Genomic DNA, 12393 nt, shown 5'->3' with positions numbered 1-12393 from the left:
CATTGGTGGAATGGTTAAGTATTAAGGGTTGAATGTTTGGTCGAGCGCGAATTTTCGCGAGGTTAAAAGTGGTTTCGCAATTTAAAAGACGCAACAACGGAAACAAACCTCGCGCAACCCCTTTTTACCTCGCGTAATTTTGCGCTCAAATGTTCGTTTTGCCGCGCTTAATAAACTGCCCGTAGCCTTTCGAAACTTTGGCTTGGCCGGCATCAACAGCTACTTTGCCGCGCAACAAAACCGTGTCAATTTTGCCGGTTACCTCCCAGCCTTCGTAGGCCGAATAGTCGCAATTCATGTGGTGCGTATTCGCAGAAATAACATGTGTTTTAGTCGGGTCGAAAATTACTAAATCCGCATCGGCCCCAATACTGATGGTGCCTTTGCGTGGGAACATGCCGAATATTTTTGCCGCGTTAGTGGACGTTACTTCCACAAATTTTTGGAGCGTGATGCGGCCCTTATTCACCCCTTCCGAAAACAGCAATTCCATGCGATGCTCGATGGCGGGGTGGCCGTTCGGAATTTTCGAGAAATCGTCCTTGCCCATCAGTTTCTGCTCCCACGTAAACGGGCAGTGGTCGGTACCGACGACGTTCACAAGGCCCTGATTCAGGCCGGCCCAGAGCGTGGCCTGGTCCTTTTTCTCGCGCAGCGGCGGCGACATCACCACTTTCGCGCCGTTGGCTTCGTCCTCGTACAGCCGCGCATCGAGCACCAGATACTGGATGCAGGTTTCGACCAGCACGCGCTGGTTGCGTTCGGTGGCGCGGCGCACCTGGTTGAGTGCGCCCTCACAGGTAAGGTGAACGATGTAGGCATTCACCCCCGTGTAGTTGGCGATGTCGGCGAAGCGGCCCGAGGCTTCTGCCTCCGTCACTTCGGGTTGCGAGAGGTAGTGGTAGAGCGGCGTGAGCTTGCCCTGCGCCCGGTGCTGGGCGATGAGCGTGTCAATCAGGTCGCCGTTGGTGGCGTGGGCCGTCACAAGGCCGCCGTGCGACTTCACCTCTGCCATCAGGCCCACCATCTGGGCATCGTCAATCATGAGCGCGCCCTTGTAGGCCATGAAGGTTTTGAATGAGGTGATGCCCTCGGCAATCATGTCCTTAATTTCCTCCTTGGTATTCGGGTTGAAATCGGTGACGGCCATGTGGAAGCTGTAGTCGCCCACGGCATTGCCGGTGGCGCGGCCACTCCACTCCTCGAAGGCCGAACGCAACGAGCTGCCCTGCTTTTGCAGGATGAAGTCGATGACGGTAGTAGTGCCGCCATGCAGGGCGGCGCGGGTGCCGGTTTCGTAAGTATCGCTGCTGAAGGTGCCCATAAATGGCATCTCCAAATGCACGTGCGGGTCGATGCCGCCGGGCATAATCAGCTTGCCGGTGCAGTCGATGACCTCCGCGCCGTCGGCCGACAGGTTGCGGCCAATAGAAGAGATGGTTTCGCCTTCAATCAGAATATCGCAGACGGCGTCCGAATCGGCGGTGACCACGCGGCCGTTTTTGAGGAGGATGGACATGGGAATTAATTAAAAATTAAAAATGAAGAATTAAAAATTGGAGGACGGGAAATAATAGCAATGCAGAAGCAATGCGGCAGTATATCCCGTTTTTAATTTTTAATTCTCAATTTTTAATCGACGTGCTTATCCGCAATTTCCAGCGCCTCGGAAATAATGGCCAGCCCCTCATCAATTTGCTCTTTCGTAATCGTGAGCGGGGGGCAGATGAAGATGTAGCTCCAGCGCACAAACGTGTACATGCCCAACTCACGGATTTTGGCCGCCACCTGGTTCATGATGGCCATTTGGTCGTTGGTGGCGTTCCAGGGGGCCATGGGCTCTTTGGTGTCGCGGTTTTTCACCAACTCCAGGCAGCCGAAAAGGCCGGTGTTGCGCCAGTCGCCGATGCTGGGGTGATGGCGCTTGAGCTGGGCCACTTGCTGGTCCATGTATTCGCCCATCTCAATGGTGTTTTCGATGAGGTTGTCCGACTCATAAATATCGAGCACGGCCACGGCGGCAGCGCAGGATACCGGGTGCGCCGAGTAGGTGAGGCCCAGCGGCAGGGGCTTGTCGTCGAAGGACTTGGCGATTTTCTCGTCCACCATCACCGCGCCCAGGGGCAGGTAGCCGGCGGTGATGCCCTTGGCCATGCACATCACATCGACTTTCACGCCGTGGTGGTCCGAGCCAAACCACTTGCCGGTGCGGCCGAAGCCCGACATCACTTCATCGGCAATGAGCAGGATGCCGTGCTGGTCGCAGATTTCGCGGATGCGCGTCCAGTAGCCGGGCGGGTACTTGATGCAGCCCGACGTACCCGACTCCCCTTCCAGGATAATGGCAGCCACGCTGCCGGGCCCCTCGTAGCCAATGATGCGCGCCATCGCATCGGCAGCGCGCTGGGCGCACTGCTCGGGCGAGTCGGAGTACCAGGGGCAGCGGTATGAATACGGGTTTTCGACGTGCACCACGCCCGGCATGGCCTGGCTATCAACGGCAAACTTGCGGGGGTCGCCGCCGGCGCTCATGGCCCCGTACGATGCGCCGTGAAACGACTGGTACAGCGTCACAATCTTGTGGCGGCCGGTGTACACCCGCGCCAGCTTGATAGCATTTTCGATGGCCTCGGCCCCGCCCAGCGTGAAGAAAGCCTTGGTGAGGTTAGGGGCGGTGATTTCCGCCAGCTTGCGGCCGAGGTCGCCGCGGGCCTTGGTAATCATGCCGGGGTACACGTAGCTGAGCTCGCGCATCTGGGCGGCCACGGCTTCGGTTACGCGCTGGTCGCCGTGACCAATGTTCACGTTCATCAGCTGCGCTGAGAAGTCGATGTAGCGCTTGCCGTCGCGGTCGTAGACGTACACGCCTTCGGCGCGCTCGGCGTTGATGGGGTTCAGGCCCGTTTGCTTCGACCACGAGAAGAGCGTGTGGTCGAGGTTGTCGTGCAGGATTTGAGTTGGGTCGGGAGCGAGGGTGGTTTCCATGTGGAGGTGCTTTGTATGTAAAACGTCATGCCGAGCGCAGCCGAAGCATCTCGCGTGCTGACGAGAGGAGCATTTCTAGCCGCTCCAGGTTTGTAAATCTATCGGCTCCCAAGTGGGATTAAGTGTGTTTACCAAAAATTCCTTTTGTGCCCGAGCCCATTTTTTAATTTGCTTTTCCCGCGCAATTGCTTGCTTGGCATCGGGACTAACTTCAAAGTAAATAAGCAGATTGAATTAGTAGCGCCCGGTAAATTTACCGGCTTCGCCCAAGCCTTCGCTATGCTGGTAGAGGCGGCGCTCAAAATTGTTGGTTACGCCGGTATAAAGAACGGTTCGGGCCGAGTTTGTGAGAATGTAGATGTAGAAGCTCACCTCGAAACGTCATGCCGAGCGCAGCCGAGGCATCTCGCGCGCATCATTGAACGATTTGATTACTACCACAAGCAAGATGCCTCGGCTGCGCTCGGCATGACGGCCTTTGCCCGACTACTTCCTAGCTCATCCAGTTCACCCGCGACTCGGGGTTCCACTTGGTCGTGGTCTTCTTCAACTGCGTCCAAAATTCAATCGAACTCTTCCCGGTAATATCGCAGGCACCGAACTTGGAGTCACCCCAGCCGCCGAAGGAGAAAGGCTCCCGCGGCACGGGCACACCGATGTTTACGCCAATCATGCCGGCCTGGGCGTGGTCCATCACGTAGCGGGCGCTGCTGCCGCTGCTGGTGAATACGGCGGCGGCGTTGCCGTAGGGATTGGCGTTTTCGATGGCCAGGGCCTCATCCAGCGTGTTGGTGCGCATGATGGCGAGCACCGGGCCGAAGACTTCTTCCTGGGCGATGCGCATATCGGGCGTCACGTAATCAATTACCGTGGCGCCCACGTAGTAACCTTCTTCGTGGCCGGCCACTACGGCATGGCGGCCATCGAGCAGCACTTTTGCCCCGGCCGCTTCGGCCTCGGTGATGTGCTGTTCAATGCGCTCCTTGGCGGCCTTACTGATGACGGAGCCGAGGTTCTGGCCGGCCACAATCTTGCGGGCTTCTTCCACAATTTTGGCCACGATGTCGTCCACGGCCCCCACGCCTACCATCGTGGAGCCGGCCATGCAGCGCTGGCCCGCGCAGCCCGACATCGAGGCGGCCACGTTCGAAGCCGTCATTTCGGGGTGGGCGTCGGGCAGCACCATCAGATGGTTTTTGGCCCCGCCCAAGGCTACGCAGCGCTTGAGGTTGCTGGTGGCGCGGATGTAGACGACTTTGGCAATTTTGGTGGAGCCCACAAAGCTCACGGCCTGAATGTCGGGGTGGTCGCAGATGGCTTCCACAATTTCGCGGTCGCCGTTCACGATGTTCAGCACGCCGTCGGGCAGGCCGGCTTCTTTCAGCAGCTCGGCGATGCGAACGGCGCTCAGCGGCACTTGCTCTGAGGGCTTCAGAACCATGGTATTGCCGAGCACAATGGCATTCGGGATGGTCCAGTGGGGTACCATGTTGGGGAAGTTGAACGGGGCGATGCTGGCCACCACGCCAAGCGGCTTGCGCTCGGCGCGGGCTTCCACGCCCTTGCTCACTTCCAGAAACTCGCCCTGAATGAGCTGCGGCAGTGAGCAGGCAAACTCGGTCAGCTCGATGGCTTTTTCGACTTCGGCGCGGGCTTCATCGAAGGTCTTGCCGTTTTCTTCGCGCACCAGGTCGGCCAGGGCCTTCATGTCGCGCTCCAACAGCGTTTTGTAGCGATAAAAAATCTGGACCCGCTCCTTGATTGGGGTGGCCGACCATGAGGGGAAGGCGGCCTTAGCGGCTTGCACGGCGGCATCGAGCGCGGCGGCGTTACTAAGCGGCAGGGTGGAAATTAATTGCCCATTGAGAGGGCTGAAAACGTCCATCGTGGGCGCAGAGGCGCTTTCTAACGACTGACCCGCCACGTAGTTGCGAATGGCCGGATACTTCAAGGTTTGAACTTCCATGTTACCGTAATGTTATGCGGGGTGCAAGCTAAGGGTTTTGCGGGAGATGGCACGGTTCCGCAATCGTTTCCGAGCGTATTTTTTTACATTATCCGGATGCTGAGCTAAAATAATGCTTTCGAGGCGTAAAGTAAAAGGCGCAGGCTGACATCGGAGTGATGCCGGTCCGCGCCTGGATTTTGTTTAGTTTGGTACCGGCTATGCGCCTTAGCGGGGCCGCAGCAGCACCCGGGCGGGCGCGCCGTCGCTGTCCACGATTTTCAGGGGCAGACACAGCATTTCGTATTCGCCCGGCGCGATGTGCTGCAAGGCCAGCCCTTCGATGACGCAGATGCCGGCATCGAGCAGCGTGTGGTGGGTATCGGGTTTGCCAACCGATAGGTAATCAACCCCCACGCACACCACGCCCAAGTCGCGCAGGTGGCGGGCCGCATCCGCATCGAGGGCCACGAAATCGGGCTGAAAAGGCAACGTACTCCACTCGCTATCGGAAATACGCGTGCGAAAAAGCAGGCGCGCGCCCGGCTCAATTACCAGCTGCTGCACCTCAGCCAGGCTGATGCTGTGCGGGTCGGTGATTGCCACCACGCGGGCCGGGCCCATGAGGCGGGCCAGGTCGATGGTGGTGCTGTCGCCGGCCCCGGCCGTGAAGTGCAGCGGGGCATCGACGTGGGTACCGGTGTGCGCGCTCATCGATACTTCCGTGACGTTGGCCGCCGCGCCGGTAGCAATGCTGAGCGTTTTTTTAACGTGGACCGGGGCGTTATCGGGCCAGTGTACCATGCCATCGCGGATGGGCGTGGTGGCATCAAGCCAGGGCGTGGGAATGGACATTGGAGAGTCATTTTTAAAAAGTGAAAGAACGTCATGCTTCGACTGCGCGGACGCAAGATGAAGCATGACGTTCAGTAAACTTCGGCAAGTACCTGTTACGCCCCGCTACGCGGATGGAGCAGCTTGGCAATCAGCCCGGTCCAGCCGGTTTGGTGGCTGGCCCCGAGGCCGTGGCCGTTGTCGCCGTGGAAATACTCGTGGAACCAGAGGTAGTCGCGGAAGTGGGGGTCGTTTTGCAGCTGCTTATCGTCGCCGAAGCAGGCGCGGCGGCCGGTGTCGGGGTCGCGCAGGAAGAGCTGGGTGAGGCGCTTGGTGAGGGCGTCGGCTACTTCGAGCAGCGTCGCGGTCTGGCCCGAATTGGTGGGATACTCCACCTTGAAATCGTCGCCGTAATAGTGGTGGAAGCGTTGCAGCGACTCGATGAGCAGGAAGTTCATGGGCATCCACACGGGGCCGCGCCAATTGCTGTTGCCGCCAAAGAGGCTGGTTTGCGACTCGGCCGGCTCGTAGTTCACGGTGAACTGGGTTTCGGTGCCCCGGAAGATGAACGGGTGGGCCAGGTGGTAGCGCGAGAGACTGCGCACCCCATAAGGCGAAAGAAATTCGGCCTCATCCAACATGCGGGCCAGCAGGCGTTTCACGCGGTGGCCGCGCAGCAGCGAGAGCAGGTGGCGGGCCCCCTTGCCGGGCTCCTGCCAGCGTGAAACCAGCGACGCCAGATGCGGCCGGTTATCCAGAAACCAGTTCATGCGGGCCAGAAACTGCGGGGCGCTGGCCAGCGTATCCTCGTCAATCACCTCCACCGCGAACAGCGGAATCAGCCCCACCAGGCTGCGTACTTTGAGGAGCTCGTGGCCGCGGTCGGGCGTGTTCAGCGCGTCGTAGTAGAACTCGTCCTCATCGTCCCAGAGGTCCATGTGCTCGTTGGCCACGTTGGTCATGGCCTCGGCGATGTACAGGAAGTGCTCGAAGAACTTGCTGGCCAGGTCCTGGTACACGGGGTTGGTTTTGCTGAGCTCCAGCGCGATGCGCATCATGTTGAGCGCGTACATGGCCACCCAGGCGGTGCCGTCGGCCTGCTCGAGGTAGCCGCCGAAGGGCAGCGGAGCCGAGCGGTCGAACACGCCGATGTTATCAAGCCCCAGAAAGCCACCTTCAAAAATATTGCGTCCGTCGCGGTCCTTGCGGTTCACCCACCAAGTAAAATTCAGTAGCAGTCGATGGAAAATGGTTTCCAGAAAATGCACGTCGCCGTGGCCGCCACGGGCCTTCTGGCACATCTTGAACACCCGCCAGGTGGCGTAGGCGTGCACCGGCGGGTTCACGTCGCTCAGCTTCCACTCGTAGGCCGGCAGCTGGCCGTTGGGGTGCATGTACCAGTCGCGGCACAGCAGCAGCAGCTGTTCCTTGGCAAACTCGGGGTCGAGCTGGGCCAGCGGCAGGCAATGAAAGGCCAGGTCCCAGGCCGCGTACCAGGGATACTCCCAGGTATCGGGCATGGAGATGACGTGGGCGTTGTTGAGGTGCATCCAGCCGGTGCCGTTGCGGCCGGCCAGGCGCTCGGGCGGCGGGGGCGGCAGGGCCGGGTCGCCAGCCAGCCACTGCGGCACGTCGTAATAATAGAACTGCTTGCCCCAAAGCATGCCCGCGAAGGCCTGGCGCTGCACGTTGCGGGCGTCGGGGTCGGCGATGCCGGCCTGCAGCTCGTGGTAGAACTGGTCGGCCTCGGCCAGCCGCAGCTTCAGGGTCTGGTCAAAATCAACAAAAGGGCTTATTTGGCCCGGCGCGGCCAGGCGCAGGCGCACCACGCGGGTCGCGCCCGGGCCAATGGCCAGCTCGTAGTGGGCGGCGGCCTTGGTACCGGTGCGGGCCGGGTTCACGGCCCCGGCCTGGCCGTGCAGCAGGTAGTCGTTGATGCCGTCCTTGAAGAAATGCTCGTCGGAGGGCGCGTGGTAAAGGCGGCCGCTATTGGTGGCATTCTCGCAGAAAAGCAGCCCCGGCGCTTCGTCGCAGTAGAGCGTGAGCGGCCCCAAATCCTGATGCTCGGCGTGGATGTGGCCCTCCGTCGTGGCCGACAGGGCCGGCCGGTAGGCGCTGTTGCCCCAGGCCCAGGTATTCCGAAACCAAAGCTGCGGTAGCAGGTGCAGCGTGGCCGCATCGGCTCCCCGGTTGATGATGGTGAGCTGAATGAGCACGTCCTCGGCGTCGGCCTTGGCAAACTCCACGAACACGTCGAAGTAACGGTTTTCGTGGAAAATGGCCGTATCCATCAGCTCGAACTCGGGCTTGAGCCGGTCGCGGCGGGCGTTTTCCTGCACCAGCCAGTCGTAGGGGAAAGCATGCTGCGGATACTTGTACAGCATGCGCTGGTAGGAGTGCGTGGGCGTGGCATCGAGGTAGTAATACACCTCCTTTACGTCCTCGCCGTGGTTTCCCTCCGTGCCGCTCAGGCCGAAGAAACGCTCTTTCAAAATCGCATCCTGCCCGTTCCAGAGGCCCAGGCCGAAGCAGAGCAGCTGCTGGTCGTCGCAGAAGCCGGCCAGGGCTTCCTCGCCCCAGCGGTAGGCGCGGCTGCGGGCCTGGTCGTGGGTGGTAAAGTTCCAAGCGTCGCCGTTGGCCGAGTAGTCTTCGCGCACGGTACCCCACTGGCGCTCGGCCACGTAGGGGCCAAATTTGCGCCAGGGTTTGGTACCGGCGTTGGCTTCGGCGAGGCGGGATTGTTCGGGATTCATTGATTGTCAGTTAACAGTTGCCAGTAAACAGTTACCGATTGTAGAGCCAACTTCTATTAACTGCTCACTGATAACTGTTAACTGACCTTCTCACCCGCCCGACGAGAACCCGGGGTACAGGGTCATGCCGCCATCCATAAAAATGGTTTGGCCGGTGATGTAGTCGGCTTCGTCCGAGGCTAGCCAGGCGGCGAGGTTGCCCACGTCGTCGGGGTCGCCCACGCGGTTGTAGGGAATGAGGGTGAGGAGGGCTTTTTCTTCCTCGGGCGTGTCGCGGGCCGAGAGGTTGATGGGCGTAGCAATGGCCCCCGGCCCAATGCTGTTGGCCCGGATTTTATGCGGGGCCAGCTCCTGGGCCACGCTTTTCATCAGCTGCATGATGCCGCCCTTACTGGCCGCGTAGTTCACGTGCCCACCCCACGGAATGACTTCGTGCACCGAGCTCATGCAGATAATCTTGCCGGCCGCCTTGCTGATTTCGGGCTGCACGCCGCGCCGGATAAACTCGCGGGCCGCCTCGCGCAGGCACAGAAACTGGCCGGTCAGGTTCACGTCAATCACCTTCTGCCACTGGGCCAGGGTCATGTCGATGAAGGCCGAATCCTGCTGAATACCGGAGTTGGCCACCACAATGTGAATGGTGCCGAAGTGCTCGATGGCCTGCTTGAACATGGCCTGCACCTGGTCTTCCTGGCTCACATCGGCCCGGATGGCCAGGGCCGTGCCACCGGCCGCCTCAATGGCGGCGACGGTGGCATTGGCCCCTTCTTCATCGTGGGCGTAGTTCACCACCACTTTGGCTCCGTGGGCGGCCAAGCCCTTGGCCACGGCCACGCCAATACCGGAGCTGGCCCCCGTAACAAGGGCAATTTGATTGGCGAGACGCCGGGGGTCGGGAGTGGGCATGGGCGAGGGGTTGGGGTTGAAAGAAATGCTGAGCCAATGATACGGGCCGCCGCTGTGGATTCGATGAAGCCACTCCGGCCCCACGGGTCGTTTCCGGTAACCGTACGCGCACGGCCGGGCTTGGTTTGGCCAGCGTGCCCCATCCCCGCTCGACCGGCTGGCAACGCCGGCCGTCGCGACTTGCCCACGGCTATTTCACTTCTTCCCCGCTCTTGTCAATCAGGAAGCTGCGGCCGTTCTGCGTCACGCGGGCTTTGCCGTCGGCGAAGTCGGCGGCCAGCTGGTAGCGGCCGAAGGGCGCGGTGCCGCTGGCCGGGTTCGCCAGGTAATCGGGGTTGATGAACGTGTAGCCGTCGGGTAGCCGCACCCGGGCTAGGCCATTAACAAACGAATAGGCTTCGCGGAAAATGGGCGATGATTCGGTTACCTCGGGGCCGCTGATATAGAACCAGCCGCGATGGTCGAGCACGGCGGCGTGGCCTTCGGCAAAGTCGAGAGCATTAAAAAAGAAGTGGTCAAATTCCTGCCCGCCTTCCTCGAGAAACGAGTAGGCCTCCCCCACCCGCACCCGGGCGTAGCCGCCGCGATAGGGGTTGATGGCATCGTAGGCCGGGGCTACCAGCGTTTTGCCGGCTTCATCCACCAGCCCAAAAGCCCCGTCCTGCTCCACCACTGCCTGCCCGCCCTCAAACGGCGCGGCCGAGGCAAACTGCGCCTTGATAACCGGCTCGCCACTGGCATTGGCGTAGCCCCAGCGGCCATTTTCCTGGTAGGGCACCGGTGCGGTGCTGCCCCGGTGGGCGAAAACCCAGATGCCAACAACCAGGGCTACCACTCCGGCTGCCCCCAGCAGCACCCGGGGCCGGGCCCGCGCCGCCGCGCCCAAGCGCTGCAAGTGGGGCCGCACCGTTGCCCCAGCCGCAAGGGCGCGCGCGCCAAAGGCCCGCAGCTGTTCCGCCACCGGGGTGGCTCCCCGCGAGCCCGCAGCAGCGGGCTGCCTTTCGGAAACCGGCGGCGTGGCACCGGGTGCCACCAGGCGCACGGCGGCCGCAGCGGGGGCAGGCGCAATAACACGCTCCGCAGCGACCGGAGGGGCAACCGGAGCCGGGGCCGGAGCGGCGGCCACCACGGGCGGAGCCAGCGGCAAAGCGGGCTGCACTTCGGGCAGGGCGACTTGCGGGCCCGGGGCCGGGGGCGGCGCACTGGCCATCGGGGCCGCGCTCAGCTGCCCGATGAGCTGGCTCAGCTGCTGGATTTTAGCATCGAGCTCCTGGTTGCGGGTGGCCAGCTCGGCCCGCGAGGCTTCCATTTCGGCTTCGAGGGCGGCTTTCTCGCGGGTTTCGGCCCCGAGGCGCGACACGAGGGCGGTGGCTTCGGCCGCCACGGGCGGGGCCTGGGCCAGCTCGGCGCGGAGCTGGGCAATGCTACGCTCCCGCTCGACCTCGCGGGCTTCGAGGGCATGCAGCTGGGCCTGCACGTCGGCCTGCATTTGCTGGCGGAGCTGCTCGAGGTGCTGCTTTTCCTCGTTGCGGGCCGTGAGGGCGGCATCCGCACCGTAGGGCAGGTCGTCGTCGGGCACGTCGTTGGCCCCCAGCCAGCCCCAGAGGGCGCGGGCTTTTTCACCTATAAAGCTGCTGGCGGCATCGGCGGCGGTTTCGGGCGAAGCAGCGGAGTGGCCCGCCGCGGGTGGGCCATTCGGCGCAGGCGGCGCGGTGGCCGCAAATTCATTCAGCTCGGCGGCCCACTCGGCCAGGTCGGCGGCGGTGAAGTCGATTTCGGGCGTGGCTAGCTGGCCCAGGCGGCGGGGCAGGTCGGCGGGGCCAGCCAGCAGCTGGAAGGCGGCCGGGGCCTCGTTCAGCGCCGCTTCTACGTCGGGGCCAAACGTGAGCGGGGCATCAAACATCACCACGCCACTGATAAACTGCAGGTTGGCCTGCGCGGCTGTGAAGCGCGGCCGCAGCCAGGCCACCAGCGCCGCCTTCTGCTGCCGGAACTGCTCGAAGGGATTGTCGAACGCCTCGCCCCCGGCCAGGGGTGTACCAGCCAGCTGCCAGCCACCGTAGCCCAGCGCCGGAATACTGAGCACCCCGCCGCGCGGCACCAGCACCAGCAGCGTAATGCCGTGCGGCCGCACCACCACGGCATCGAGCGGCGCGGCCCCGTCTTCGAGTACCAGGTTGCCCAGCAGCAGCGAATCGGTGCCGCTGTCGGCGGCCAGGGCAGCGCGCACGGCCGCAAACTGCGCGGCACGGGCGGCATCGACGAAAGGAGCGGCGAGAAAAAGATGAACCATGCAATAATTGACGAACAACAGAAGCAGCGGGCGGCGGCACGAGTTAGTCGTCCTTCCAGTGGCCGTGGCCTTTGCCGTGGTGCTTTTTAGCTTTTTTGAATTTGAAGAAGCCATTGCCCTCGTCGTCGTCGTCGGCGCGGCCGAAGACCTGCTCCAGCAGCGTGGCGGCGGGCACCGCCCGCGCCGGGGCAGCCGAAGCGCCCGGGCCGGCCAGAATCAGCGCGCCGTTGGGCCCGGCCAGCACCGGCACGGGACGGCCGCGCAGGTCGCAGCCCTGGCCCTCGCCCAACTCGGTACGCTGGCCGGTTGCGCTCACCACGAAGCCGTCTTTGGTGACGGTGGCCCCCGTGGGCAGGTGGGCGTCGCGCGTCATGGCGTAGGGCTTGCCGTTGCGGATAACTTCCATTTGGCCATTGCGGCGGCGGAAGCCGTCGTTGCCGGCCGGCTGCTGGGCGTGGGCGGCGGCAGCCAGCAGCAATCCAGCCACTAGCATCAGCCTGCTCCGGCGTAAACAATTCACTGAAAACAACATACGAGAAGCGGGGGGGGGGGGGGGGGCCGGGGGGGGGGGGGGGGGGGGCAAGAAAACGCACAGGGGGACGACGGGCGGGGGGTGTTTTTGGGTAGACGGGAAGGAGGCGGGGAGGGGGGGGTGAGGAGAAAAACACAGGAGGGGT

9 protein-coding genes are annotated in these 12393 nt (G+C 62.5%); all 9 read right to left on the bottom strand.

Annotated features, from left to right (window positions below):
* Positions 1-145: 145 nt before the first annotated feature.
* The 9 genes from hydA to ABIB44_RS00005 all read right to left on the bottom strand — a co-directional run bounded on the left by hydA (position 146) and on the right by ABIB44_RS00005 (position 12209).
* Positions 146-1519: a dihydropyrimidinase gene (gene hydA, locus ABIB44_RS00045; protein ID WP_354582569.1), complete on the bottom strand. Its 1374-nt coding sequence runs from the start codon at positions 1517-1519 to the stop codon at positions 146-148.
* A gap of 113 nt (positions 1520-1632) precedes the next feature.
* Complete coding sequence (locus ABIB44_RS00040) at positions 1633-2985, bottom strand: aminotransferase class III-fold pyridoxal phosphate-dependent enzyme (RefSeq protein WP_354582568.1); 1353 nt, start codon at positions 2983-2985, stop codon at positions 1633-1635.
* A gap of 234 nt (positions 2986-3219) precedes the next feature.
* A complete protein-coding gene (locus tag ABIB44_RS00035; RefSeq protein ID WP_354582567.1) occupies positions 3220-3357 on the bottom strand; it encodes a GIY-YIG nuclease family protein in 138 nt (45 codons plus the stop codon).
* 121 nt (positions 3358-3478) lie between these two features.
* Positions 3479-4951, bottom strand: a complete 1473-nt coding sequence (locus tag ABIB44_RS00030; RefSeq protein ID WP_354582566.1) for a CoA-acylating methylmalonate-semialdehyde dehydrogenase — start codon at positions 4949-4951, stop codon at positions 3479-3481.
* Positions 4952-5158: 207 nt separating this feature from the next.
* The gene (locus tag ABIB44_RS00025; RefSeq protein ID WP_354582565.1) at positions 5159-5785 is read right to left on the bottom strand and encodes a cyclase family protein; all 627 of its coding nucleotides are present in this window, start codon (positions 5783-5785) and stop codon (positions 5159-5161) included.
* Between the two features lie 95 nt (positions 5786-5880).
* Positions 5881-8517 carry an MGH1-like glycoside hydrolase domain-containing protein gene (locus tag ABIB44_RS00020; RefSeq protein WP_354582564.1) on the bottom strand — a complete coding sequence of 879 codons (2637 nt, stop codon included), beginning with the start codon at positions 8515-8517 and terminating at the stop codon, positions 5881-5883.
* A gap of 90 nt (positions 8518-8607) precedes the next feature.
* The gene (locus tag ABIB44_RS00015; protein WP_354582563.1) at positions 8608-9423 is read right to left on the bottom strand and encodes an SDR family oxidoreductase; all 816 of its coding nucleotides are present in this window, start codon (positions 9421-9423) and stop codon (positions 8608-8610) included.
* Positions 9424-9613: 190 nt separating this feature from the next.
* Entirely contained in the window at positions 9614-11716 is a 2103-nt protein-coding gene (locus ABIB44_RS00010) for a WG repeat-containing protein (protein ID WP_354582562.1), read from the bottom strand.
* A gap of 43 nt (positions 11717-11759) precedes the next feature.
* Entirely contained in the window at positions 11760-12209 is a 450-nt protein-coding gene (locus ABIB44_RS00005) for a DUF6799 domain-containing protein (protein ID WP_354582561.1), read from the bottom strand.
* Between the last annotated feature and the right edge of the window lie 184 nt (positions 12210-12393).

This window comes from Hymenobacter sp. UYCo722, from assembly GCF_040547115.1.
Classification (GTDB): domain Bacteria; phylum Bacteroidota; class Bacteroidia; order Cytophagales; family Hymenobacteraceae; genus Hymenobacter.
This window is presented reverse-complemented; position numbering and strand designations above follow the sequence as displayed.

Excerpts from the sequence above, each read along its gene's own strand:
- hydA (WP_354582569.1), bottom strand. The coding sequence starts at position 1,519 with ATGTCCATCCTCCTCAAAAACGGCCGCGTGGTCACCGCCGATTCGGAC.
- ABIB44_RS00040 (WP_354582568.1), bottom strand. The coding sequence starts at position 2,985 with ATGGAAACCACCCTCGCTCCCGACCCAACTCAAATCCTGCACGACAAC.
- ABIB44_RS00030 (WP_354582566.1), bottom strand. The coding sequence starts at position 4,951 with ATGGAAGTTCAAACCTTGAAGTATCCGGCCATTCGCAACTACGTGGCG.
- ABIB44_RS00025 (WP_354582565.1), bottom strand. The coding sequence starts at position 5,785 with ATGTCCATTCCCACGCCCTGGCTTGATGCCACCACGCCCATCCGCGAT.
- ABIB44_RS00020 (WP_354582564.1), bottom strand. The coding sequence starts at position 8,517 with ATGAATCCCGAACAATCCCGCCTCGCCGAAGCCAACGCCGGTACCAAA.
- ABIB44_RS00015 (WP_354582563.1), bottom strand. The coding sequence starts at position 9,423 with ATGCCCACTCCCGACCCCCGGCGTCTCGCCAATCAAATTGCCCTTGTT.
- ABIB44_RS00010 (WP_354582562.1), bottom strand. The coding sequence starts at position 11,716 with ATGGTTCATCTTTTTCTCGCCGCTCCTTTCGTCGATGCCGCCCGTGCC.
- ABIB44_RS00005 (WP_354582561.1), bottom strand. The coding sequence starts at position 12,209 with ATGCTAGTGGCTGGATTGCTGCTGGCTGCCGCCGCCCACGCCCAGCAG.